The sequence below is a fragment of the Streptomyces termitum genome (genome assembly GCF_014650175.1).
Classification (GTDB): Bacteria; Actinomycetota; Actinomycetes; order Streptomycetales; family Streptomycetaceae; genus Streptomyces; species Streptomyces termitum.
Map to the genome: position 1 here is coordinate 170,898 of NZ_BMUL01000007.1, position 23,217 is coordinate 194,114.

The following is a 23,217-nucleotide window of genomic DNA, read 5'->3' on the forward strand; positions in this document are numbered from 1 at the left end:
TAACAGTCTCTCTCTGTGTCGAACCGCTCGCCGAACGTTATTGCATCGTGGGGTTCGTGTGTGTTTGGTGCCGCCGACACCGGTAAGGGATGTCCTGCTGGGACTCCGGCACCGGCCGTTCCCCGGGGTGTTCGGCACCCGCGCCCCGCCCCGTAGGCTCGCCCCATGACCGAGACGTCCGCGGCGCGCTTCTACGAGGACCTGGCCGACGACTACCACCGCCTCTACGCCGACTGGGACGCGAGCCTGCGCCGCCAGGGCGCGGCCCTCGACGCCCTCGTCGGACCGGAGCCCGCGACGGTGCTCGACTGCTCGTGCGGCATCGGCACCCAGGCCGTCGGCCTGGCCCTGCGCGGACACCGCGTCGTCGGGACCGACCTCAGCCCGCGCGCCGCCGCCCGCGCCGCCCGCGAGGCCGCGCGCCGGGGTGCCGTCCTGCGCACGGCCGCCGCCGACATGCGGCGCCTCCCCTTCCCCGTCGGCGGCTTCGACGCCGTCGTCTGCGCGGACAACTCGCTGCCCCACCTCCTGACGGAGGCGGACGTGCGCGCCGCCCTCGCCGAGATGCGCCGCGTCCTGCGCCCCGGCGGCCTGCTCCTCGTCAGCACCCGCCCCTACGACGAACTGCTCCGCGACCGGCCCGCCTCCACCCCGCCGCAGGTCCACCAGGAGGCCGGGGGAGGGGGCCGGACCGTCGGCTTCCAGCTGTGGCACTGGCACGACGACGGCGAGCACTACGACCTGGAGCACTTCCAGCTCCTGCCGGAACCCGGGACGGGCGGTGCGGACGGCGCGGGGGAGGAGTGGCGGGTCCGGGTCCGCCGCGCCACCTACTGGGCACTCGGCCGCGACCGGCTCGCCGCCCTCGCCGCCGGGGCCGGGTTCACCGGCGCGCGATGGCGCTTCCCCGAGGAGACGGGCTTCTTCCAGCCGCTCCTCGTCGCCCGCGCCGCCTGACGCCCGACCCCGGAGCGGACCGTCGCACGTCCTCAGGGCCGGTAGACGAGTTCCAGGAGTACGGCTCCGATGAGCAGCCACGCGCCCACGCCGAGGAGCCACATGCTGCCGGTCAGCGCCCCGGACGTGCCCGCGAGGAGCGCGCCCGCGCCGAGCGCCGTCGAGAGGCGCCGGACGCGCTGGTCGGCGGGCATCCGCCCGTCGGGTCGGCTCATGCCGCGACTGTAGGCCGGACCCGCCCCCGGACACACCGCCGCCACGACGGTCTTCACGCGGTCCTGACGCGCCCCCGCCGCCCTCGGGCCGGGGCGTTCGCCCCGGCCTTCCGGACCGTCCGACCCGATGGCGCGCCCGGCGGCCGACGCGCCGTGAGGCGTGTCTCACCGCCGCCCGCCTTGCTATGCAACCCGTTGCATAGCAGGATCGGGGGCATGGCGCTCGAACACGCGATCCTCGTCTCCCTGCTGGAGAAGCCCGGCTCCGGATACGAGCTGGCGCGCCGCTTCGAGCGGTCCATCGGCTACTTCTGGACCGCCACCCACCAGCAGATCTACCGCGTCCTCAAGCGCATGGAGACCGACGGCTGGGTCGACGCGCGGGAAGTGGCCCAGCAGGGGCGGCCGGACAAGAGGGAGTACTCCGTCGCCGACCTCGGGCGCGCGGCCCTCGCCTCCTGGCTGCACGAGCCGATCGAACCCGAGAGCGTCCGGCACGACCTCGCCGTGAAGATCCGGGGCGCCGCCTTCGACGACCCCGCCGGACTCGTCCGCGAGGTCGAACGCCACCGGCGGGCCCACACCGACCGGCTCGCCCACTACCTCTCCGGCGAGGAGCGGGACTTCCCCCCGCGGCCCGCCGACGGCACGCCGCCCGACGCCGAGCGCGAGCTCCAGCACGCCGTCCTGCGGGGCGGCATCGCCTACGAGCGCATGATGATCGGCTGGCTCGACGACGTCCTCGCCACCCTCCGCCGGTTCTGAACCGGCCCCACCCCCATCCCACCCTCACCCCTCAGGCGGTACCCCCATGGCCGACGCGCCGCTCCTCAACCCCCGCACCTACGACCCCGCGCACTTCGACCCCGAGACCCGCAGGCTGCTGCGCGCCACCGTCGACTGGTTCGAGGCGCGCGGCAAGCGCCGGATCATCGAGGACTACCGCACCCGCGCCTGGCTCGGCGACTTCCTCGCCTTCGCGGCGCGGGAGAACCTCTTCGCCACCTTCCTCACCCCCGCCGCCGAGGCCGCCGGCCACCCCGACAAGCGCTGGGACACCGCCCGCATCGCCGCCCTCAACGAGGTCCTCGGCTTCTACGGACTCGACTACTGGTACGCCTGGCAGGTCACCGTCCTCGGCCTCGGCCCCGTCTGGCAGAGCGACAACGCCGCCGCCCGCGCCCGCGCCGCCGCCCTCCTCGACCAGGGCGAGGTGTTCGCCTTCGGCCTCTCCGAGAAGACCCACGGCGCCGACATCTACTCCACCGACATGCTGCTCACCCCCGACGGCGAGGGCGGCTTCCGCGCCACCGGCTCCAAGTACTACATCGGCAACGGCAACGCCGCCGGACTCGTCTCCGTCTTCGGCCGCCGCACCGACGTCGAGGGCCCCGACGGCTACGTCTTCTTCGCCGCCGACAGCCGCGCCCCCTCCTACCACCTCGTCAAGAACGTCGTCGACTCCTCGAAGTTCGTCAGCGAGTTCCGCCTGGAGGACCACCCGGTCGCCGCCGCCGACGTCCTGCACACCGGCCGCGCCGCCTTCGACGCCGCCCTCAACACCGTCAACGTCGGCAAGTTCAACCTCTGCACCGCCTCCATCGGCATCTGCGAACACGCGATGTACGAGGCCGTCACCCACGCCCACCACCGGGTCCTCTACGGCCGCCCCGTCACCGCCTTCCCGCACGTGCGCCGCGAACTCACCGACGCCTACGTCCGGCTCGCCGGCATGAAGCTCTTCAGCGACCGCGCCGTCGACTACTTCCGCACCGCCGGCCCCGACGACCGCCGCTACCTCCTCTTCAACCCCATGACGAAGATGAAGGTGACCACCGAGGGCGAGAAGGTCATCGACCTCCTCTGGGACGTCATCGCCGCCAAGGGCTTCGAGAAGGACACCTACTTCGCCCAGGCGGCCGTCGAGATCCGCGGCCTGCCCAAGCTGGAGGGCACGGTCCACGTCAACCTCGCCCTCATCCTCAAGTTCATGGGCAACCACCTCCTCGCCCCCGTCGCCCACGAGCCCGTCCCCACCCGCCTCGACGCCGCCGACGACGCCTTCCTCTTCCGCCAGGGCCCCGCCCGCGGCCTCGGCTCCGTCCGCTTCCACGACTGGCGCCCCGCCTTCGACGCGTACGACCGGCTCCCGAACGTCGCCCGCTTCCGCGAACAGGCCGACGCCCTCTGCGACTTCGTCCGCACCGCCGCCCCCGGCGAGGACCAGGGCCGCGACCTCGACCTGCTCCTCGCCGTCGGCCAGCTCTTCGCCCTCGTCGTCCACGCCCAGCTCGTCCTGGAGCAGGCCGCCCTCACCGGCCTCGACGACGACGTCCTCGACGAGCTGTTCGCCGTCCTCGTCCGCGACTTCTCCGGCCACGCCGTCGAACTCCACGGCAAGGACTCCGCCACCCCCGCCCAGCAGGAGTGGGCGCTCGGCGCGGTCCGCCGCCCCGTCACCGACGGGGCCCGCTCCGCCCGCGTCTGGGAGCGCGTCGAAGCCCTCGCGGGGGCGTACGAGATGAAGCCCTGACCCCGCCGGTCCGGGCGGCCCGCCCGCCCGGACCCCGGTTGTCACCGGGGAGCCCTACGATGATCGCTCATGAGCACGAGTGACGACGACGGCAGACCCCTCGTCGACGGACGGTTCCGGCTGATATCCCGTCTCGGCAGCGGCGGCATGGGCACCGTGTGGCGGGCCCGCGACATCGCCCTCGACCGGGACGTCGCCCTCAAGGAGGTCCGCCCGCCCGACCCCGCCGACGAGGACGCCCACCCCGGCCTGACGGCCCAGCTGCGCACCCGCGCGGTCCGCGAGGCCCGCGCCCTCGCCCGGCTGTCGCACCCGCACGTGGTGACCGTCCACCACATCGTCGAGCCCGCCGACGGCTCGGCCCCGTGGATCGTCATGGAGCTCGTCGAGGGCAACTCGGTCGCCGACCGGCTCGCCGCCGGTCCGCTGCCCGTCCCCGAGGCCATCGTCCTCGGCCGGCAGGTCCTCGGCGCCCTGCGCGCCGCCCACGCCGCGGGCATCCACCACCGCGACGTCAAACCCGCCAACGTGCTGCTGCGGGCCGGCGGCGGCGCCGTCCTCACCGACTTCGGCATCGCCGTCCTCGAAGAGGCCACCTCCCGGCTCACCGCCTCCGGCGACCTCATCGGCTCCGCCGAGTTCATCGCCCCCGAACGGATCCGCGGCGAGGAGGGCAACCCGGCCTCCGACCTGTGGTCCCTCGGCATGCTCCTGTACGTGGCGACCGAGGGCCACCACCCGCTGCGCCGCGCCACCAGCCTCGCCACCGTCGTCGCCGTCCTCGACGACCCGATCCCGCCGCCGGTCCGCTCCGGCGCCCTCGGCCCCGTCCTCACCCGGCTCCTGGTCCGCGACCCCGCCCAGCGCCCCGACGGCGAACTCCTCGACCGCCTCCTCGCCGAGGCCGCCACCGGCACCGCCCCGGCCGCCGCCGACCCCAGGACCCCCGCCGACCCCCGTACCGCCCCCGCCGACGCGATCCCGCCCGCCGTCCCCGCCGACGCCGTCCCCGCCCCCGCGGGCTTCGGGCCGCCGCTCACCGGCCCCGTGCCCTACCCGGCCGCCCCGCCCCACCCGTACGCCCACCCCGCCACCGCCCCCACCCCGGCCGGTCGCGCCCCCCTGACCGGGCGCCGCAGGCTCGCCGCCGTCGCCGGGGGCCTCGTGCTCGCCGCCTGCGTCGTGTTCTTCGGCAGCCGGTTCCTGCCCCTGGGCGACGGCGGCGACGGCGGCGACGGAGGGAACGACGCGAAGGGCCGCACCGGCGCCTCCGCCCCGCCCGCCACCGGCACCCGGACCCCCGCCGCCACCCCCGGCGGGACCACGAAGGCCCCCGCCACCCCCGGCGGCTCCCTCCTCACCCCGGCCGGCATGCGCACCACCATCGCCGCCTTCAAGGAGGCCACCGGCACCTCCACCGTCAAGGCGATGTACGTCTACGACGAGTACGCCATCGCCGAGATCCCCACCCGGCAGGGGGCCAAGACCTACGACCGCTACCAGTACCGGGACGGCGAGGTCAGCCGCCAGGGCGTCGGCGGCACCATCAGCTCCTCCCAGGCCGACCAGCAGCCCTTCGACCCCACCCGGATGCCCTGGGACGACCTGCCCGCGCTGATGAAGCGCGCCGACCGCGAGCTCAAGGTCGAGGAGCCCTTCAACCGGTACATGATCGTCAACCGCTGGACCTTCAACGAGAACCGCCCCACCCTCCTCGTCTACCGCACCAACGAGTACTCCGCCACCGGCTACCTCGCCGTCGACGCCGACGGGAAGGTCGTCCACAAGATGGTCGCCGACTGACCCGCCGCCCCGGTCCGGACGGCCCTCCGGGAACCGCCCGGACCGGGGGACAATGGCCCGCGTGAACCGAGAAGACCCGTACCTGTGGCTGGAAGACGTCGACGGCGAGGACGCCCTCGCCTGGGTGGCCGAGCGGAACGCCGAGACCGAGGCGGAGCTCGCCACCGCCCCCGGCTTCGACGCCCTCGCCGACCGCCTGCGCGAAGTGCTCGACGCCGTCGACCGCATCCCGTACACCACCCGCCGCGGCCCGCACCTCTACAACTTCTGGCAGGACGCCGACCACGTGCGCGGCGTCTGGCGGCGCACCACCCTGGAGCAGTACCGCAAGGACGCCCCCGAGTGGGACGTCCTCCTCGACCTCGACGCGCTCGCCGCGGCCGAGGACGAGAAGTGGGTGTGGGCCGGGGCCCAGGTGCGGCGCCCCGCCCGCGACCGGGCCCTGATCTCCCTCTCCCGCGACGGCGGCGACGCCGTCGTGGTCCGCGAGTTCGACCTGCCCACCCGCTCCTTCGTCGCCGACGGCTTCACCGTCCCCGAGGCGAAGACCAGCATCGACTGGATCGACGACGACACCGTCTTCATCGGCACCGACCACGGCCCCGGCTCCCTCACCGACTCCGGCTACCCCCGCACCGTCCGCCGCTGGCGGCGCGGCACCCCGCTCGCCGAGGCCGTCACCGTCTTCGAGGGCGAGGCCGCCGACGTCTCCGCCTGGGGCTGGTACGACGACACCCCCGGCCACGAGCGCGCCTTCGTCGGCCGCTCCCTCGACTTCTACCGCAGCGAGACCCACCTCCTCACCGCCGACGACACCCTCGTCCGGATCGAGGTCCCCGAGGACGCCGACGTCCACGCCCACCGCCGGCACCTCCTCGTCACCCCCAAGTCGCCCTGGCTCGGCCACCCCGCCGGCTCCCTCCTCGCCTTCGGCCTCGACGCCTTCCTCGCCGGCGACCGCACCGCCGAGGCCCTCTTCACCCCCGACGAGCGGACCGCGCTCGCCGGCCACTCCTGGACCCGCCACCACCTGGTCCTGGAGACCATGCGGGACGTCAGCACCCGCATCGAGGTCCTCACCCCGCTCCCCGAGGGCGGCTGGTCGCGGGCCCCGCTCGCCGACGTGCCCCCGCTGTCGGCGGTCACCGTCACCGACACCGAACCCGACGCCTCCGACGAGTACTTCCTCGACGTCTCCGGCTTCCTCCAGCCCTCCACCCTCACCCGGGGCACCATCGGCGGCGACACCGAGGTCCTGCGCCAGGCCCCCGCCCGCTTCGACGCCGAAGGACTCACCGTCGAGCAGTCCTTCGCCACCTCCGAGGACGGCACCCGCGTCCCGTACTTCGTCATCGGCCCCGACCGGACCGACGGCGCCGCCCGGGAACCCGGCCCCACCCTCCTCTACGGCTACGGCGGCTTCGAGGTCTCCCTCACCCCGGGCTACGCGGCGCTCACCGGCCGCGGCTGGCTGGAGACCGGCGGCACGTACGTCATCGCCAACATCCGCGGCGGCGGCGAGTACGGCCCCGCCTGGCACCAGGCCGCGCTCGGCGCCCACCGGCACCGCGCCTTCGAGGACTTCGCCGCCGTCGCCCGGGACCTCGTCGCCCGCGGTATCACCACCCCCGGCCTGCTCGGCGCCTCCGGCGGCAGCAACGGCGGCCTCCTCATGGGCGCCATGCTCACCCGCTACCCCGAGCTGTTCGGCGCGATCGTCTGCCAGGTGCCGCTGCTCGACATGACCCGCTTCCACAAGCTCCTCGCCGGGGCCTCCTGGATCGCCGAGTACGGCGACCCCGACGACGAGGCCGACCTGCCGCACCTGCTCGACCTCTCCCCGTACCACCGCATCGAGCCCGCCGCGGCCTACCCGCCCGTCCTGCTCACCACCTCCACCCGCGACGACCGGGTCCACCCCGGCCACGCCCGCAAGGCGGCGGCCCGGCTGCGCGCGCTGGGCCACCCCGTCCTCTTCCACGAGAACACCGGCGGCGGCCACGCGGGCGCCACCGACAACGCGCAGGCCGCCCGCAACCAGGCCCTCGTCTACACCTTCCTGCGCACCCGCCTCACCGGGAAGTAAGGGAGGACTCAGAGCCAGCCGTGCCGCTGCGCCTGGAGCGCCAGCTGGAACCGGTTCCCCGCGCCCAGCCGGGCCATCAGGACCTGGATCCGGCGGAAGAGGGTGCGGCGGCTGACCCCGATCTCCCGGGCGATCACCTCGTCCGCCGCGCCCCCGGCCAGCAGCCACAGCAGCCGCCGGTCGGCCGGCGCGAGGCCGCCCGGGAGCGCGGTGCGGCCGTGCAGGGGCAGCGCCTCCCGCCACGACTGCTCGAAGAGCGCCACCAGCGCCGACAGCAGTCCGCACGGCTGCACCACCAGCATCGTGTTGTGCACGTCCGCCTCCCTGATCGACAGCGAGACCAGCGCGTACGCGTCGTCGATGATCACCAGCTTCACCGGCACCGACGGCAGCACCCGCGCCTGCTCGCCGGCCGCCACCACCCGCTCGATCGACTCCTCCAGGTGCCCCGGCTGCTCCAGCGAGGCCCGCGAGTACACCACCCGCTGGACGACCCCCCGCGCCAGGGTGGCCAGCGCGTCGTCGGTCGACCCGTCGATCGGGAAGTACGGCGGTGAGTCCAGCTGTCGGATCCGGTGCCGGGCGCTCGCCCACGCCTGCCGCATCCGGGGCCCGATCGCCTCCCCGGTCACCACCTCCACCAGGTCGTCGTTGTACGCGGCCAGCCGCTGCCGCCGGAACGACTCGAACGCGCCGCCCACCGTGATCCGCGACTCGTCCAGCTCCGCCGCCCGGTGCCGCCCCAGGATCTCCAGGCCCGCCGCCGGCGGCACCGGCGCCACCGTGTCGCCCGCGTCCACCACCGGACTCGCCAGCCCCGCGTCGACCAGCTCCCCGTACGCCGCCGCCAGCGCGGGCCCGTCCAGACCGGCCGCCGCGCCGACCTCCCGCAGCGGCGCCGGGGCCCGCTCCAGGAGCGTCAGGTACACCCCCGCCGCATCCCCGCCGAGCCCCAGGAGCCGCAGCGCCTCGCCCAGTCTCGCGTTCGCCATGCCCCCATTCTGACCCCGCCGCGACCACCCCGGTGTCCGATCCGTGCCACTGGCACTCCCCGGCCCCACCGCGTTCCGCGCCGGGCTACGGTCCGTGGGCCGCCGACGACCGGCGGCACGGGACACCCCCGACGAACCAGACGAAGGAGCACGACGTGGCGAAGGGTCGCAAGAACGGCCTGTACGACGGGATCTCCCCGGAGCTCTCCGCGCTCATGCGCACCGGCTGGGCCGACACCGAACGGCACGACCTGACCCCCTCCGAGCAGGCGCCGTACGCCGCCGCCCGCCGCGAGGCGCTCTCCGCGCGCTTCCCCGGCGAGCGCCTGGTGATCCCGTCCGGCAACCTCAAGGTCCGCTCGAACGACGACACCTACCCCTTCCGGCCGCACTCCGCCTACGTCCACATGACCGGCGACCAGGCCCGCGACTGCGCCCTCGTCCTGGAGCCCCGCGAGGGCGGCGGCCACGACGCGTACGGCTACGTCCTGCCGCGCGACGGCCGCGACGACGACACCTTCTGGATCGGCTACACCGCCGAACTGTGGATGGGCCGCCGGCTCTCCCTCGCCGAGGCCGAGCGCGTCCTCGGCCTGGCCTGCCGCGACGTCCGCGAGCTCCCCGCCCACCTGGCCGCCGGCGCCGGCGTCCCCACCCGGATCCTGCGCGGCGTCGACGCCGCCCTGGAGGCGGTCCTCACCACCGACGAGGAGCGCGACACCGAGCTGGAGGACGCCCTCAGCGAGCTGCGCCTGGTCAAGGACGCCTGGGAGATCGGCGAACTCCGCAAGGCCGTCGACTCCACCGTCCGCGGCTTCACCGACGCCGTCGGCGACCTGTCGACCGCCGTCGCCACCTCCGAGCGGTGGATCGAGGGCACCTTCTTCCGCCGCGCCCGCCTGGAGGGCAACTCCGTCGGCTACGGCTCCATCTGCGCCGCCGGCGACCACGCCACGATCATGCACTGGACCTCCAACGACGGCCCGGTCCGCCCCGGCGAGCTGCTCCTCCTCGACGCGGGCGTGGAGACCCACTCCCTCTACACCGCCGACGTCACCCGCACCCTCCCCATCAGCGGCACCTTCACCGACGTCCAGCGCACGGCGTACGACGCCGTGTACGCCGCCCAGCAGGCCGGCTTCGACGCGGTGAAGCCCGGCGCCCCCTACCGCGCCTTCCACGAGGCGGCCCAGCGCCACCTGGCCGCCCAGCTGGTGGAGTGGGGCTTCATCGAGGGCCCGGTCGACCGCGCGTACGAGCTCGGCCTCCAGCGCCGCTTCACCATGGCCGGCACCGGCCACATGCTCGGCCTCGACGTCCACGACTGCGCCTCCGCGCGCAACGAGGAGTACGTCGACGGCGTCCTGGAGCCGGGCATGGTCCTCACCGTCGAGCCCGGCCTCTACTTCCAGCCCGACGACCTGACCGTCCCCGCCGAGTGGCGCGGCATCGGCGTCCGCATCGAGGACGACCTGCTGGTCACCGAGGACGGCCACGAGAACCTCTCCGCCGGACTGCCCCGCACCTCCGCCGAGGTCGAGGAGTGGATGGCCCGCGTCGCCGGGTGACCCCTCCGGGGGCCGCGCGGGGGTGCCGGTTGTGCGGCCGGCACCCCCGCGCGGCCCCCTCCACCCGGCGGTCCCGGGGCCGCCGGGCCCATGATGGGGGCGTGACGCACGCCTTCCAGCCCGTCCTCGAACGGATCGCGCAGGAGATCGGGGCGCTCGCCGACCGGGGCCGCCCCGCCGACTACATCCCCGCCCTCGCCGCCGTCGACCCGGGGGCGTTCGGCATGGCCGTGGCGGAGCTCGACGGTACCGTCCACGGGGTGGGGGAGTGGCGGCGCCCGTTCTCCGCGCAGTCCCTCACCAAGGTCTTCACCCTCGCGCTGGTCCTCGCCGAGGAGGGCGACGCCCTGTGGGAGCACGTCGGCCGCGAGCCCTCCGGCAACCCCTTCAACTCCCTCGTCCAGCTGGAGTACGAGAACGGCATCCCCCGCAATCCCTTCATCAACGCGGGCGCCCTCGTCGTCACCGACCGCCTGCACCGGCTGACCGGCGACGCCTCCGGCCGGCTGCTGCGCTTCCTGCGCGAGGAGAGCGGCGACGACCGCCTCGGCAGCGACCGGGACGTCGCCGCCTCCGAGGCCGAGCACGGCGACCGCAACGCGGCCCTGGCCCACTTCATGGCCTCGTACGGCAACATCACCACCCCCGTCCCGGTCCTCCTGCGCGAGTACTTCCGGCAGTGCGCGATCGAGGCGTCCTGCGCCGACCTCGCCGTCGCCACCGGCTTCCTCGCCCGGCACGGCCTGCGCGCCGACGGCAGCCGGCTGCTCAGCCGCAGCCGGGCCAAGCAGGTCAACGCCGTCATGCTCACCTGCGGCACCTACGACGCGGCGGGCGAGTTCGCCCACCGGGTGGGCCTGCCCGGCAAGAGCGGCGTCGGCGGCGGGATCGTCGCCGTCGTACCCGGCACCTGCACCCTGTGCGTGTGGAGCCCCGGCCTCGACGCGCGCGGCAACTCGGTCGCCGGCGTCGCCGCCCTCGACCGCTTCACCACCCTCACCGGCCTCTCCGTCTTCTGAGTCCCCGGGGTCCCCCGTCCGGGCGGCCCCGGATGGCGGGACGGCCCCGTACGGGGTACAGATCCGGTGGGGGCGCCGCGCGCGCCCGGAGCGAGGGAGGTCGCCATGGACAACCGCACCACCGGATTCGTGCAGTCCTTCAACCGCCGCGCCGGCTACGGCTTCGTACTGCCCGCGGGCTCCGAGGAACCGGTCCACTTCCGGGCCGAGGACATCGAGGGCGGCGTCCGCTCCCTCTCCGAGGGCCAGCAGGTCACCTTCGTCCTGGTCCTCGGCGAAGGCCGGTTCGAGGCGAGGGAACTGCGCACCTGACCGGGGAGCGCCCCCCTCCTCTCCCCCCCTCAAACGTACCTCCGGTGGGGGGCCTTGCGGCAAGGCCCCCCACCGGGCGCACAATCGGCGGCCGTACAGCGAGAACCAAGGGGGAGATCCCATGTCCGATGCCGGTATCGACGCCGACGTCCTGGTGGTCGGCGGCGGCCCGACGGGGCTCATGCTCGCGGCCGAACTGCGCCTCGGGGGCGCCCGGCCGCTCGTCCTGGAACGGGACGCCGCGCCGAGCGGGCACAGCCGCGCGCTGGGCCTGCACGTGCGCAGCATCGAGGTGATGGACCAGCGCGGGCTCCTCGACCGCTTCCTGGCCCGGGGGAAGCGGCACCGGGTCGGCGGCTTCTTCGCCGGACTCGGCACCCACTGGCCCGAGGACCTGGACACCGCCCACTCGTACGTCCTCGGCATCCCGCAGAACGTCACCGAGGAACTGCTGGAGGAGCACGCCCGCGAGACCGGCGCGGAGATCCGGCGCGGCACCGGACTGACCGGCCTCGTCCAGGACGCGGAGGGCGTGACGGCGGAACTCGCCGACGGCACCCGGCTGCGCGCCCGCTGGCTGGTCGGCTGCGACGGCGGCCGCAGCACCGTCCGCGCCCTGGCCGGGATCGGCTTCCCCGGCGAGCCCGCGCGCCACGAGACGCTGATCGCCGAGGCGCGGATCGGCGTCCCGTGGGAGGAGGTCGTGCCGGTGATGGCCGAGGTCCGCAGGACCCAGCTCCGCTTCGGCCTGATGCCGCTGGGCGAGGACGGCCTGCACCGGGTGATCGTGCCCGCCGCCGGGGTGGCGGGGGACCGCACGCCGCCCACCCTGGAGGAGCTGCGCGAGCGGCTGCGGGCGGTCGCGGGCACCGACTTCGGGGTCCACGCGCCGCGCTGGCTGTCCCGCTTCGGCGACGCGACCCGGCTGGCGGAGACGTACCGCGCGGGCCGGGTGCTGCTCGCCGGGGACGCCGCCCACATCCACCCGCCGACCGGCGGCCAGGGCCTCAACCTCGGCATCCAGGACGCCTTCAACCTGGGCTGGAAGCTGGCGGCCGAGGTCGCGGGACGCGCCCCGGAGGGGCTCCTCGACACGTACGGCTCCGAGCGGCGCCCGGTCGCCGAGGCCGTCCTCGACAACACCCGCGCCCAGATGGAGCTGCTCTCCCTCGAACCGGGCGCGCGGGCCGTCCGCCGCCTCATGGCGGAGCTGGTCGGCTTCGAGGAGGTGAACACGTACCTCATCGAGAAGATCACCGCGATCGGCGTGCGGTACGACTGCGGGGAGGGGCATCCGCTGCTCGGCCGGCGGCTGCGGGACGTCCCGGTGAAGGAGGGCCGCCTGTACGAGCGGGCGCGCACCGGGCGCGGACTGCTCCTGGACCGCACCGGCACGCTCTCGGCGGCGGGCTGGGAGGACCGGGTCGAGCCGGTCGCCGGGGCGGCCGGGCCGGACGTGCCGGCGGCCCTGCTGCGGCCGGACGGGCACGTCGTCTGGGTCGGCGAGGACCCGGCGGAGCTGCGGGACCGGCTGGAGCGGTGGTTCGGGGCGCCGAGCGGGGGGTGAACGGGACCGGGCGGGGCGCGGAGGGGGCTCACCAGGGCCGGGACCGAACGGGGACTCGGGCGCGGCGGGGCTTCTCGTACGGGCGTCCGGGGCACCTTCGGCCATGGGTTCACCGATTCAGGTGACTGAGGCGGAGGCGAAACGTCCCTGCCGTGGCGGCGGCGGCCACGCTCGACCTGACACTGGTCCCGTTCCTGGGGAGCGTCCGATGCAGCTGATCCCCCGTCATGACCCCCATCTCGCCGTCCGGTCGGCCGGCGGTCTGACCGTCGCCGTGCTCCGCGGCGAGCTGGACCTCGTCCTGGTCCGCCACCTGAGGCCCGAACTCGACGCGCTCGTCCGCGAATCCGCCGCCCTGGCCCTCGACGTCCGGCCCCTCGGCTTCTGCGACGCCACCGGCCTCGGCCTGCTCGCCCACTGCGCCCGGGGCGTCCGCGCGCGCGGCGCGCACTGGCAACTCGTCGGCGACCAGACCTGGTTCCTGCGCCTGGTCCGGCTCACCGACCTCGGCGACCTCCTGCGGCCCGAACCCGCCCTGCGCGCCCTGCCCGCCGCCCCCTGGGCGTCCTGCTCCCGCGCCGGGGCCGACCACCCCCTCTGACGGCCCCGCGCCACGGGGCGGCCGGGCGGCCCGGGAAACGCGTGGACCGGCCGGGCCGGGCGCGTGATGATGGGCGGATGACCGCGCAGACGCCCCCGCCCGTGGACACCCTCCTCGTCGTCGACGTCCAGTCGGCCTTCGTCACCGGACCGGGCGCGGTGCCCGGCGCGGACCGGCTGGCCGACCGCACCGCCGACCTGATCGCGCGCGCCCGCGCCGCCGGCGCGCTCGTCGTCCACCTCCAGAACGACGGGCCGCCCGGAGCCGAGGACGAGCCGCACACCCCCGGCTGGGAACTGCACCACGCGGTGGTCCCCGGCCCGGCCGAGACGGTGGTCCGCAAGCCGCACGACGACGGCTTCCGGGACACCGGTCTCGGCGCCCTCCTGGACGGCCACGGCAGCCGGGCCGTCGCCGTCTGCGGGGTCATGTCGGAGATGTGCGTCCGCGCCACCGCCCGTACGGCCCTGGACCGGGGCCACCGGGTCGTGGTGCCGCACGACGCCCACGCCACCCAGGACTGCCCGGCGGTCCCCGGCGTCAGCGACGCCGTCCCGGCGGCGGTGGTCTCCCGCGTCGCCGCCTACTCGCTCGGCTCCGACGCGGAGGTCACCGTCCCGGCCGCCGCCGTGACCTTCACCGCCCCCGCCCGCACGGGTGTGCGAGGATCCGCCGGGTGACCACGCTCCGCTTCCGCCCGGCCGCCGAGGCCGACCTCGCCACCCTCGTCCGGCTCCGCGACGACGCCGCCCGCTGGATGCTCGACCGGGGCGTCACGGGCCAGTGGCGGCCCGGCGAACTCGGCGAGGACCACTTCCGCCGGGTCATGGCGCACGGCGAGGTCTGGCTCGCCGAGACCGGCGGGCGCACCGCCGGGGCCTGGGAGCTGTGGTGGGAGGACGAGGCCGCGTGGGGCGCCCGGCCGCCCGTCGCCGGGTACGTCCACCGGCTGATGACCGACCACCGCACGGCCCCGCCCGGCACCGGCCGCCTCCTCCTCGCCGCCGCCGAGCGCCGCACCGCCGAGACCGGCCGCACCCGCGTCCGCCTCGACTGCCTGGCCGCCAACCCGCGCCTCACCGCCTACTACGAGACGGCCGGCTACCGCCTGGTCGGCCACAAGACGGGCAAGCCCCAGCCCGGCGGCCCCCCGAAGTCCTTCGCCCTCCTGGAGAAGGACCTGGCCGTCCGTTAGTCCCCGGAGGGCTCCGGCTGGATGCCCGCCAGCAGGTTGAAGGCGCCGGTCAGCAGGTTGAGGCTGACCACGCCGACGACCTCGGCGATCACCCGGTCGCTCCAGCCGTGCGCCCGGACCCCGGCGACGTCGGAGTCGTCGAGCGCGCCCGGTTCGGCGAGGACCTTGAGGGCGAGGGCGATCAGGGCCGCCTCGCGGGGGTCGGTGGAGGTGCCCTGGCGGGCCAGGGCGATGTCGGAGTCGGTCAGCCCGGCCGCCCGCCCCGCCGCCTCGTGCGCCTCGCGGCAGGTGCCGCAGCCGATCCACTCCTGGACCGCGAGCGACAGCTTCTCGCTGAGCGCGCGGGGGATCTTCACCCGCTTCATCGCCCGGGACAGGCTGAGGTATCCCTCGATCATCGCGGGGGAGTTGGCCATCGTGGAGACCATCTCGCCCGCCGAACCGTGCCGTTCGACGATGTCCGCGAGCAGTTCGCGGGCCCGGCCCTGGGCCAGGTCGGGGGTGAGCGCCGGCAGCCGGCGGGTGCTGGTCGTGGTCATGCGTTCCTCCTCTGGATACCCGTAGGGGGTATAACGCGGAGGGGATGGAGATCGTTCCCAGCCCCGCGACCACCCGCTTCCGGGACGGTGATCGTCGCTCCTCGCCGCCCGCCGCCCGCCGCCCTCCCGGTCCGGTGGCCCTCGCGTTTCCCGGCCCGCCGCCCGCCGTCCGCCCGGTCCGGGGTGCCCCGCCGCTCCCGGCCCCGTGGCCACCGCCCCTCCCGGCCCGCCGGCCGCCGCCGCCCGCCGTCGCCTCCCGGTCCGGTGACCGCCGTCCGTCCGGCTCGTTGGCCCGGTCGTGAAGACACGTACCCTGACCGCCCTGGCGGCCGCCCTCCTGCTCGCCGCCCCCGCGCTCCCGGCCGCCGCCGACGCCGGGGGCACCGACCTCCCGGACGTCATCGCCGCCGTCCTCCCGGCTCCCGCCGGACCCGTCCTCCCGGTCCCGGACGGCCCCGCCGCCACCCGGCTGACGCTCACGGTCGCCGCCCCCGGCCCCCGTACCACCGCCCTTCCGGCGGACGGCCTTGCCCCCGCCGCCCCGGCGGGCCGGACCGTCAGCCTCCGCTGCGACCCGCCCGCCGGAGACCACCCCCGCGCCGCGGACGCCTGCGCCGACCTGGACGCCTCCGGCGGCCGGGTCGACCGCGAGTCCACCGCCGCCTGCGTCCTCCTGTACGACCCCGTCGAGGTCCGCGCCGAGGGCGTCTGGCGCGGCCGGCCGGTCTCCTTCTCCCGTACGTACGGGAACGGCTGCGAGCTCGCCGCCCGCACCGGGGCCGTCTTCGCCTTCTGATCCCGCCGCGGTGCGCCCGGCCGGCGGATCGGCCGATCGGACGCACCGCGCAAGCCCCCCGACGGCTCCTCGGATAGGGTGATTCGGTAGGTAATGCCCCTTCCGGGGCCTGGCCGAGGCGTAGGTCATCCGTGGACGCACAGCAGTCGTCGCCGAGCAGGGTCCCGCAGCCGCCCCGCGCGGTCGTCGGGGACGCGAGCGTGCTCCGCGAACTCCTGCCCATCGCCCTCTGGCGCGAGGACGCCGAGGGGCGGATCGTCGAGTGGTCGCTCGCCGCCCAGGACCTCCTCGGCCACCGGCCCGAGCACGTCCTCGGCCTGCCCGCCACCCCGCTCCTGGCCCCCGAGGGGAACCGGGAGCTCGCCGACGGCCTCACCCGCCGCGTCCAGGCCGGCGAGACCATCGTCGGCACCCTCCCGGTCCGCCACCGCGACGGCCACACCGTCCCCATGGAGATGTGGATCGTGCCCGCCGCCGACCCCGCCGGCCGGCCCGGCGCCATGCTCATCGCCGTGGAGACCTCCGAGGTCCTGCGGATGCGCGAGAACCTCGCCGCCATGGAGAGCCTCTTCACCCAGTCGCCCATAGGGCTCGCCCTGCTCGGCCCCGACCTGCGCTTCCTGCGGGTCAACGACGCCCTGGCCCGGATGAACGGCGTCTCCGCCGCCGCCCACGTCGGCCGCCGGCTCACCGAGGTCGTCCCCGACGTCAACGCCGTCGTCCTGGAGTCCCTGATGCGGCAGGTCCTCGACTCCGGCACGCCCGTCGTCGACGCCCGCCGGGTCGGCCGGACCTCCGCCGACCCCGGCCGCGACCACATCTGGTCCTGCTCCTACGCCCCCCTGATCGACCGCGGCACCCGCCCCGGCGCCCCCGGTCCCGCCGACCGCCCCCTCGGCCTCATCGCCTCCCTCGTCGACATCACCGAGGGCCAGGAGGCGCACATCGAGGTCGAGCGGGCCCGGCACCGCTTCGCCCTGCTCGCCGAGGCCGGCGCCCGCATCGGCACCACCCTCGACCTGCGGCAGACCGCCGAGGAGGTGGTCCGCTTCCTCGTCCCGCAGCTCTGCGACTCCGCCGACGTGCAGATGCTGGAATCCGTCCTGGAACCCGACGACCCCGCCGCCTCCTCCCAGGGACTGCTGCGCCGCATCGCCGCCGTCTTCCCCGACCCCCAGCCGCCGAGCCCGCTGCTCGCGCCCGGCCAGACCTTCCAGCTCCCCGCCGGTTCCGCGTACGAGCGCATCGTCCTCGACGGCCGGCCCACCTTCCTCGGCGACGAGGACATCCCGCTCCTCTTCCCCGGCCGGGCCGCCGCCTCCCTGCGCGCCTACCTGTCCACCCGCTTCGGCTCGGCCCGGACGGTGCCGCTCGTCGCCCGCGGCCAGGTCCTCGGCGCCGTCACCGTCACCCGGCTCAAGACCCGCGAACCCCTCGACGACCAGGACGCCGTGCTCATCGACGAGGTCGTCGCCCGCGCCGCCCTCAACATCGACAACGCCCGGCTCTACACCACCCAGCGGGCCGCCGCGCTCGCCCTCCAGCGCAGCCTCACCAACAGCGAACTGCCCGCCGTCACCGGCCTCGAACTCACCGGCCGCTACCTGCCCGCCAGCGCCCACGACGTCGGCGGCGACTGGTTCGACGTCATCGCCCTGCCCGGCGACCGCACCGCGCTGGTCATCGGCGACGTGATGGGCCACGGCATCCACGCGGCGGCCGTCATGGGCCAGCTGCGCACCGCCGTGAGGACCCTGGCCCGCCACGACATCCCGCCCGCCGAGATGCTGCGCTCCCTCGACGCCGTCGTCTCCGACCTCGGCGAGGACACCATGGCGACCTGTCTGTACGCCGTCCGCTCCCCGTCCGCCGGAAGCTGGACCCTCGCCCGCGCCGGGCACCCGCCGCCCGCCGTCGTCACCCCCGACGGGACGGTCTCCTTCCTCCAGGGATCGCCCGGCACCCCGCTCGGCACCGGCGCCCACGACTTCGTCGCGGAGGAACTCCCGCTCGGCCCGGGCGGGTTGCTCGTCCTCTACACGGACGGCCTGATCGAGGCGCGGGGCCGCGACCTCGACGAGGGCATGCGCCGCCTCGGCCTCGCGCTCGGCCGGGCCGACGGACCGCTGGAGGAGGTCTGCGACGAGGTCTTGGCCCGGCTCCTGGTGGACCCGGCGCAGGACGACGTCGCCCTCGTCCTCGCCCGCGCGACCTCCTGAGGCGCGGGGGCCGCCCGGCCCCTCAGGGCCGCGGGGCGCGGCGGAGCCCGTACAGGTCGCGCAGGAGGGCGATCTCGGCACCGTGGTGCAGGAGTTCCTGGTTCATCCACCACACGATCTCGACGAACGGCTCCTCCGGGTCGCCGCCGTGCGGATAGGAGCACAGCCCGACCGTGTCGAGGGCCGCGTCGTCGGCCGACAGCAGCGCCGCGCGCCACGCCTCCGCCGCCGCGTCGAAGTCGGCGACGGCCGTCGCCGCGTCCCCCGGCGTGCGGTGGTCGTCCCGGGTCAGGCTCCGGGTGCCGGTGGTGTGGTCGGCGCGCAGCACGAGCATCTCGGTGAGGTGGGAGAGCCGCCAGGCCAGGGTGGTGAACGGCGGCGGCACCGGGTGCGGATACGGGGCGGCGTCCCGGCCCCACGCCCCGGCCCCGGTGAGCAGCTCCGCGGCCGCTCCCGGCCCGTCGGCCCGCCGCCGCACCGACCAGCAGCCCGGCCCCGGCTCCCACAGGTACTCGTCGTCGGTCAGCGGGCCGACCGGCACGCCCGTGCCGTTGCCGCTGTGCGCCACCGGTCCGGCCAGCCGTTCCGACAGCCGCTGCCGGGCGAAGTCGAACTGGGCGAGGAGCGGGGCGAGGCGGGCGGGCGGCGTCATGAACGGCTCCGGTACGGGAAGGGGAGGGGTGGGCGGACCGTCCGACCCTGCCATGAACACCCCTTCCCCGCACCCGGGTTACCTGTCCGCACCGCGAACCCCCGCTCCCGGTGCCGTAGTCGCCGTCACAGCAGGGGAACGTACGGACCCCGCCCGCCGGTTCACCGGTGCGCGGACCCGGCCCCCGGCCGCCGCTCCTCGCCCCGCGCCACCGACTCCACCAGCGGCAGCATCCGGTGCGCGACGCGCTCGCGCAGCGCGATCTCGGTACGGGTGCGGACCACGCCCGGGAGCTGGATGAGCCGCTGGATGACGTCCTCCAGGTGCCCCGCGTCCCGGGCGACCACCCGGGTCAGCAGGTCGCCGCCGCCGGTGATGGAGAACGCCTCGACGATCTCCGGCACCGAGGCCAGCGCGTCGCCGACCTCGTCGAGGTGGCCCTGGGTGACCTCCACGTGCACGAAGGCCAGCACCGGGTGCCCGAGCGCGGCGGGGGAGAGGACCGGCCCGGTGCCGGTGATCACCCCGTCGCGTTCGAGCCGGTCGATGCGGGCCTGTACGGTTCCCCTGGCCACGCCCAGGATCCGCGCGTACTCCCGCACACTGGTGCGCGGCTGCTCGATCAGGAGCCGCAGGATGCGGGTGTCGAGTGCGTCCACCGCCATGGCGTGCCGGCCTCTCCGTGCCCGCCGGGGCGCGCCCGGCGTTGTTCGTCCGCCCGGCAGGGCGATCCGCCGGAACGGTCCCGACTGTACCCAGCGCGGACGGCCCCTTCGCACCCGCCGTACCCGGCGCTGACCAGCGCGGACCGGCCCGCCGCCACGGAGCGCGACCCCCGTCCTCCCCGCGCGCCTACCCCGCTCCCGGACCGGTGGGGGTCGTCCGATCGGTTGACCCCGCGGTCCGCCGGGCGGGGCCGCACGTCCATCCGCCGGGCCGACCGGGCGGCCCCGGAGCCGGGCCCAGGATGGAGGCAGAACGAAGGAACCGCCCCCCTCCGCCGGACCGCACGGGTCCGCCTCGATCTCTCGGGAGTCGTCATGAAGAAGAAGCTCGTCCTCGGTGCCACCGTCGCGGCCGTCCTGACCGCCGGCACCTTCGGCGCCGTCTCCGCCTCCGCCTCCGCCCCGGCCGCCGCTCCGGCGGCGGTGGTGAAGGCCGACGCGAAGAACAAGAACACCTTCGACTCCACCCACCTGACGATCGAGGCGGCGACGAAGGCCGCTCAGGCGACGCTGGACGCGGCGAAGAAGGAGAACCAGCGCGTCTCCGTGGCGATCGTGGACCGCAACGGCAACACCATCCTCACGATGCGCGGCGACGGCGCGGGCCCGCAGTCCTACGAGGCCGCCGAGAAGAAGGCGTTCACCGCCGTCTCCTGGAACGCCCCCACCTCGGAGCTGGCCAAGCGCCTGACGAACGCTCCGACCCTGAAGGACATCCCCGGCACCCTCTTCCTCGGCGGCGGCGCCCCGGTCACCGCCAAGGGCGCCCCGATCGCGGGCATCGGCGTCGCGGGCGCCCCCTCCGGCGACCTCGACGAGAAGTTCGCCCGGGCCGGCGTCGCCTCCCTCGCCAAGTAACACCGGCGAGCGGCACCCCCACCCCGGTGGTGTCCGGTCACGCCCGGCCTGGACACCACCGGACCCGTACCGGGGGCGTACACCCCCGTCAGACGCGTCCCCGGTACGGCCCCCTTCCCCGGGGCCCCTCCCGCTTCCCCGCCTCCGTCCGCCTCCGACCCAGAGGAGACCGCCGTGACCACCGCACCCCGCCACCGGCTCCTCGCCGCCGCCCGCCGGGGCGACGCCGACGGGGTGCGCGCGGCGCTCGCCGACGGCGCCCGGACCGAGGCCCGTGACGAGGAACTGCGCTCCCCGCTGCTGCTCGCCGTCCTCGGCGACCACGTCGAGACCGCCCGCGCGCTCGTCGCCGCCGGTGCCGACGTCAACGCCTGCGACGCCCGGCACGACACCCCGTGGCTGGTCACCGGCGTCACCGGCAGCGTCGCCATGGCGCGCGTCCTGCTCGCCGCCGACCCCGGCCCCGACCCGGCGCTCACCAACCGCTTCGGCGGCACCAGCCTCATCCCCGCCGCCGAGCGCGGCCACGTCCCCTACGTGCGGGCCGTGCTGCGGGACACCGCCGTCGACGTCGACCACGTCAACGACCTCGGCTGGACCGCCCTCCTGGAGGCCGTCATCCTCGGCGACGGCGGCCCCGCCCACCAGAAGGTCGTCGCGCTGCTGCTCGCCGCCGGTGCCGACCCCCGCCTGGGCGACCCGTACGGCGCCACCGCCCTGGAACACGCCGAACGGCGCGGCCACACCGCGCTCGCCGCCCTGCTGCGCGGCGCCCCCGCGCTCCCGGCCCGCCGGACCGCCGTCGGCTGACCGTGGTCCATCGGCCCGCGAACGGGCCGGTCGAAACCGCCGGGACCGGGCCAATGGCACAGGCTTTCACGCACGATTTGAGCCAAGCGCCCGATCGGTGTTCTCCTGTGTGCATCCAGATGATTTCGGCGCCGCAGCGCCGGGACGGCGACGAGGCCCCCCGGACCGCGGCGCCTTCGTCGTGTCCGTGCGCGCCCCACCACCCCCGGGGCGGGCGCACGGCGGGCGAGCAGCGAGACAAGGGGGCGGCCGACCGCCGTGAAGAGGATGTTCGTGGCTCCGGACCCGGGGCTCCTCCGGCTGCGGACCGGACTGCGCGCGGTGCTCGGCATCGCGCTCGCGGTCGCGGTCGCGGAACTGTCCGGCTTCTCCCTGACCGCGTCGATCACCGGAGGACTCGCGGCGCTGCTCGCCCTGTTCACCGTCACCGACGCCACCGTCCGGGGACAGGCCGTCACCACCCTGCTGCTGCCGCTCGCCGGCTTCCCCGTGCTGGCCCTGGCCACCCTGCTGCACGGCCACCCGCTCGCCCGCGACGCCGCCTTCCTGCTGGTCGTCCTCGGCGGCGTCTACGCCCGGCGCTGGGGCCCGCGCGGCCACGCGCTCGGCATCTTCGCCTTCATGAACTTCTTCAGCACCCAGTTCCTGCACGCCGTCCCCGGCCAGCTCCCCGAGCTGTACGCGGCCGTCGGCATCGCCCTCGCGGCGGCCGGGACCGTGCGCTTCGCCCTGTGGCCGATCGAGCGGCGCACCCCGCCGCCCGCCGCGCCCGCCCCACTGCCCGGCACCGGTCTCGCCCGCATCACCACCCGGCAGGCCGTCCAGGCCACCGCCGCCTGCGCGCTGGCGCTCGGCATCGGCCAGGTCCTCTCCGAGGACCGCTGGTACTGGGCCGTCGGCACCACCTGGTGGATCTTCGTGAACACCGTCTCCCGGGGCGAGACCCTGGTCCGCGGCTTCCGCCGCTTCCTCGGCACCCTCCTCGGCATCGCCGTCGGCATGCTCGTCGCGCTCCCGCTGCACGGCGCCCCGCTGCCCACCGCCGTCCTGGTCGCCGTCTGCGTCTTCGGGATCTTCTACACCGCGCCCCTCTCCTACAGCTGGATGATGCTCGCGGTGACCGTGATGGCCGGGCTGCTGTACGGGCTCCTCGGCGTCCTCGACCCGGCGCTCCTCGTGCTGCGCCTGGAGGAGACCGCCGTCGGCGCCCTCGCCGCCGTCCTCGCCGTGCTGCTGATCCTGCCGGTCACCACCCACGCCGTGAACGACGCCTGGATCCAGCGCGCCCTGCGCGCGCTGCACGCCGCCACCGCCGCCTCCGAGCGGCGGCTGGCCGGCGACGGGGCCGCCGACCCGCGCCCGCACGTCGCCGAGCTCGACCTGGTCCTCGGCCGGGTCCGGCTCTCCCTCGCCCCGCTGGTCCACCCCCTCGCCCCCTTCCGCGGCCGCAAGGACCGGGCCCGCCGGGTCCTCGCCCTGCTCGACGAGTGCGCCGCCGAGGTGCGCGGCCTGGCGGCCGTCGCCGCCGACCCGGACGCCAGCCACGACGCCCGGCTCGCCGCCGCCTGCTGGCGGGTCGAGGCGGCCGTCGAGCGCCTCACCTCCTCCCGTACCCCCGAACCGGCCGTCCCGGCGGCCGCGCCCGAGGCCGTGCCGCACCCGGCCCCGGCGGCCCTCGGCCACGTCAGCGGCCTGGAACGGCTCCTCGCGGCCCTCGACGAACCCCTCCGCACCCCGCCCGGCTCCCTCCTGGTCCGCCCCTGACCGACA

At 75.6% G+C, this 23,217-nt stretch carries 22 protein-coding genes; 17 read left to right on the plus strand and 5 right to left on the minus strand.

The features are described from left to right. Positions 1–165 precede the first annotated feature (165 nt). Positions 166–957, plus strand: coding sequence for a class I SAM-dependent methyltransferase (locus IE219_RS15675; RefSeq protein ID WP_189977623.1), 792 nt, complete (start codon positions 166–168; stop codon positions 955–957). Between the two features lie 32 nt (positions 958–989). On the opposite strand, the gene IE219_RS15680 is transcribed toward IE219_RS15675, so the two are convergent. After that, on the minus strand, positions 990–1,172 hold the full coding sequence (locus IE219_RS15680) for a hypothetical protein (protein ID WP_189978046.1): 183 nt from the start codon (positions 1,170–1,172) through the stop codon (positions 990–992). Between the two features lie 216 nt (positions 1,173–1,388). Between IE219_RS15680 and IE219_RS15685 the strand changes: the two genes are divergently transcribed. The 4 genes from IE219_RS15685 (at position 1,389) to IE219_RS15700 (ending at position 7,594) form a co-directional block, all read left to right on the plus strand. Beyond that, the gene (locus tag IE219_RS15685) at positions 1,389–1,937 is read left to right on the plus strand and encodes a PadR family transcriptional regulator (protein ID WP_189977625.1); all 549 of its coding nucleotides are present in this window, start codon (positions 1,389–1,391) and stop codon (positions 1,935–1,937) included. Between the two features lie 46 nt (positions 1,938–1,983). After that, positions 1,984–3,705 carry an acyl-CoA dehydrogenase family protein gene (locus IE219_RS15690; RefSeq protein WP_189977627.1) on the plus strand — a complete coding sequence of 574 codons (1,722 nt, stop codon included), beginning with the start codon at positions 1,984–1,986 and terminating at the stop codon, positions 3,703–3,705. 69 nt (positions 3,706–3,774) lie between these two features. Then, positions 3,775–5,508 carry a serine/threonine-protein kinase gene (locus IE219_RS15695; RefSeq protein ID WP_189977629.1) on the plus strand — a complete coding sequence of 578 codons (1,734 nt, stop codon included), beginning with the start codon at positions 3,775–3,777 and terminating at the stop codon, positions 5,506–5,508. A gap of 61 nt (positions 5,509–5,569) precedes the next feature. After that, on the plus strand, positions 5,570–7,594 hold the full coding sequence (locus IE219_RS15700; RefSeq protein WP_229849780.1) for a prolyl oligopeptidase family serine peptidase: 2,025 nt from the start codon (positions 5,570–5,572) through the stop codon (positions 7,592–7,594). Between the two features lie 8 nt (positions 7,595–7,602). Here IE219_RS15700 and IE219_RS15705 read toward each other — a convergent pair whose 3' ends face one another. After that, positions 7,603–8,586 (minus strand): helix-turn-helix domain-containing protein, encoded by a 984-nt coding sequence (locus tag IE219_RS15705; protein ID WP_189977634.1) that lies wholly within the window; start codon positions 8,584–8,586, stop codon positions 7,603–7,605. A gap of 155 nt (positions 8,587–8,741) precedes the next feature. Between IE219_RS15705 and IE219_RS15710 the strand changes: the two genes are divergently transcribed. The 7 genes from IE219_RS15710 (at position 8,742) to IE219_RS15740 (ending at position 14,848) form a co-directional block, all read left to right on the plus strand. Beyond that, positions 8,742–10,154 (plus strand): aminopeptidase P family protein, encoded by a 1,413-nt coding sequence (locus IE219_RS15710; RefSeq protein ID WP_189977636.1) that lies wholly within the window; start codon positions 8,742–8,744, stop codon positions 10,152–10,154. A gap of 101 nt (positions 10,155–10,255) precedes the next feature. Beyond that, positions 10,256–11,173 (plus strand): glutaminase, encoded by a 918-nt coding sequence (locus IE219_RS15715; protein WP_189977638.1) that lies wholly within the window; start codon positions 10,256–10,258, stop codon positions 11,171–11,173. 105 nt (positions 11,174–11,278) lie between these two features. Continuing rightward, a complete protein-coding gene (locus IE219_RS15720) occupies positions 11,279–11,485 on the plus strand; it encodes a cold-shock protein (RefSeq protein ID WP_189977640.1) in 207 nt (68 codons plus the stop codon). Positions 11,486–11,606: 121 nt separating this feature from the next. Beyond that, positions 11,607–13,052: a rifampin monooxygenase gene (gene rox, locus IE219_RS15725; protein WP_189977642.1), complete on the plus strand. Its 1,446-nt coding sequence runs from the start codon at positions 11,607–11,609 to the stop codon at positions 13,050–13,052. Positions 13,053–13,260: 208 nt separating this feature from the next. After that, on the plus strand, positions 13,261–13,653 hold the full coding sequence (locus IE219_RS15730) for an STAS domain-containing protein (protein ID WP_189977644.1): 393 nt from the start codon (positions 13,261–13,263) through the stop codon (positions 13,651–13,653). Positions 13,654–13,730: 77 nt separating this feature from the next. Next, positions 13,731–14,333: an isochorismatase family protein gene (locus IE219_RS15735; protein WP_189977646.1), complete on the plus strand. Its 603-nt coding sequence runs from the start codon at positions 13,731–13,733 to the stop codon at positions 14,331–14,333. Then, positions 14,330–14,848: a GNAT family N-acetyltransferase gene (locus tag IE219_RS15740; RefSeq protein ID WP_189977648.1), complete on the plus strand. Its 519-nt coding sequence runs from the start codon at positions 14,330–14,332 to the stop codon at positions 14,846–14,848. Before IE219_RS15735 ends, IE219_RS15740 begins: the two co-directional genes overlap by 4 nt. Here IE219_RS15740 and IE219_RS15745 read toward each other — a convergent pair. Then, on the minus strand, positions 14,845–15,387 hold the full coding sequence (locus IE219_RS15745; protein WP_189977650.1) for a carboxymuconolactone decarboxylase family protein: 543 nt from the start codon (positions 15,385–15,387) through the stop codon (positions 14,845–14,847). The two genes, IE219_RS15740 and IE219_RS15745, sit on opposite strands and share 4 nt — an antisense overlap. Positions 15,388–15,685: 298 nt before the next feature. On the opposite strand from IE219_RS15745, the gene IE219_RS15750 reads away from it, so the two are divergent. Beyond that, positions 15,686–16,183, plus strand: coding sequence for an SSI family serine proteinase inhibitor (locus tag IE219_RS15750; protein WP_229849781.1), 498 nt, complete (start codon positions 15,686–15,688; stop codon positions 16,181–16,183). Between the two features lie 131 nt (positions 16,184–16,314). After that, entirely contained in the window at positions 16,315–18,402 is a 2,088-nt protein-coding gene (locus IE219_RS15755) for a SpoIIE family protein phosphatase (protein ID WP_189977652.1), read from the plus strand. Positions 18,403–18,424: 22 nt separating this feature from the next. On the opposite strand, the gene IE219_RS15760 is transcribed toward IE219_RS15755, so the two are convergent. Together IE219_RS15760 and IE219_RS15765 are read right to left on the minus strand one after the other, a co-directional pair. After that, entirely contained in the window at positions 18,425–19,054 is a 630-nt protein-coding gene (locus IE219_RS15760) for a DinB family protein (protein ID WP_189977654.1), read from the minus strand. Positions 19,055–19,215: 161 nt separating this feature from the next. After that, on the minus strand, positions 19,216–19,719 hold the full coding sequence (locus IE219_RS15765) for an Lrp/AsnC family transcriptional regulator (RefSeq protein ID WP_189977656.1): 504 nt from the start codon (positions 19,717–19,719) through the stop codon (positions 19,216–19,218). A 375-nt stretch (positions 19,720–20,094) separates the two neighbouring features. On the opposite strand from IE219_RS15765, the gene IE219_RS15770 reads away from it, so the two are divergent. The 3 genes from IE219_RS15770 to IE219_RS15780 all read left to right on the plus strand — a co-directional run bounded on the left by IE219_RS15770 (position 20,095) and on the right by IE219_RS15780 (position 23,211). Beyond that, positions 20,095–20,637: a GlcG/HbpS family heme-binding protein gene (locus IE219_RS15770; protein WP_189977658.1), complete on the plus strand. Its 543-nt coding sequence runs from the start codon at positions 20,095–20,097 to the stop codon at positions 20,635–20,637. Between the two features lie 174 nt (positions 20,638–20,811). Then, positions 20,812–21,447, plus strand: coding sequence for an ankyrin repeat domain-containing protein (locus IE219_RS15775; RefSeq protein WP_189977660.1), 636 nt, complete (start codon positions 20,812–20,814; stop codon positions 21,445–21,447). Positions 21,448–21,714: 267 nt separating this feature from the next. After that, the gene (locus IE219_RS15780) at positions 21,715–23,211 is read left to right on the plus strand and encodes an FUSC family protein (RefSeq protein WP_189978014.1); all 1,497 of its coding nucleotides are present in this window, start codon (positions 21,715–21,717) and stop codon (positions 23,209–23,211) included. Positions 23,212–23,217 lie beyond the last annotated feature (6 nt).

What these genes read in the sequence shown, in the direction of transcription:
- IE219_RS15770 (WP_189977658.1), top strand. Translation starts at nt 20,095, where the DNA reads ATGAAGAAGAAGCTCGTCCTCGGTGCCACCGTCGCGGCCGTCCTGACC.
- IE219_RS15730 (WP_189977644.1), top strand. Translation starts at nt 13,261, where the DNA reads ATGCAGCTGATCCCCCGTCATGACCCCCATCTCGCCGTCCGGTCGGCC.
- IE219_RS15720 (WP_189977640.1), top strand. Translation starts at nt 11,279, where the DNA reads ATGGACAACCGCACCACCGGATTCGTGCAGTCCTTCAACCGCCGCGCC.
- IE219_RS15685 (WP_189977625.1), top strand. Translation starts at nt 1,389, where the DNA reads ATGGCGCTCGAACACGCGATCCTCGTCTCCCTGCTGGAGAAGCCCGGC.
- IE219_RS15690 (WP_189977627.1), top strand. Translation starts at nt 1,984, where the DNA reads ATGGCCGACGCGCCGCTCCTCAACCCCCGCACCTACGACCCCGCGCAC.
- IE219_RS15780 (WP_189978014.1), top strand. Translation starts at nt 21,715, where the DNA reads ATGTTCGTGGCTCCGGACCCGGGGCTCCTCCGGCTGCGGACCGGACTG.
- IE219_RS15745 (WP_189977650.1), bottom strand. Translation starts at nt 15,387, where the DNA reads ATGACCACGACCAGCACCCGCCGGCTGCCGGCGCTCACCCCCGACCTG.
- IE219_RS15760 (WP_189977654.1), bottom strand. Translation starts at nt 19,054, where the DNA reads ATGACGCCGCCCGCCCGCCTCGCCCCGCTCCTCGCCCAGTTCGACTTC.
- IE219_RS15680 (WP_189978046.1), bottom strand. Translation starts at nt 1,172, where the DNA reads ATGAGCCGACCCGACGGGCGGATGCCCGCCGACCAGCGCGTCCGGCGC.
- IE219_RS15735 (WP_189977646.1), top strand. Translation starts at nt 13,731, where the DNA reads ATGACCGCGCAGACGCCCCCGCCCGTGGACACCCTCCTCGTCGTCGAC.
- IE219_RS15765 (WP_189977656.1), bottom strand. Translation starts at nt 19,719, where the DNA reads ATGGCGGTGGACGCACTCGACACCCGCATCCTGCGGCTCCTGATCGAG.
- IE219_RS15695 (WP_189977629.1), top strand. Translation starts at nt 3,775, where the DNA reads ATGAGCACGAGTGACGACGACGGCAGACCCCTCGTCGACGGACGGTTC.
- rox (WP_189977642.1), top strand. Translation starts at nt 11,607, where the DNA reads ATGTCCGATGCCGGTATCGACGCCGACGTCCTGGTGGTCGGCGGCGGC.
- IE219_RS15675 (WP_189977623.1), top strand. Translation starts at nt 166, where the DNA reads ATGACCGAGACGTCCGCGGCGCGCTTCTACGAGGACCTGGCCGACGAC.
- IE219_RS15705 (WP_189977634.1), bottom strand. Translation starts at nt 8,586, where the DNA reads ATGGCGAACGCGAGACTGGGCGAGGCGCTGCGGCTCCTGGGGCTCGGC.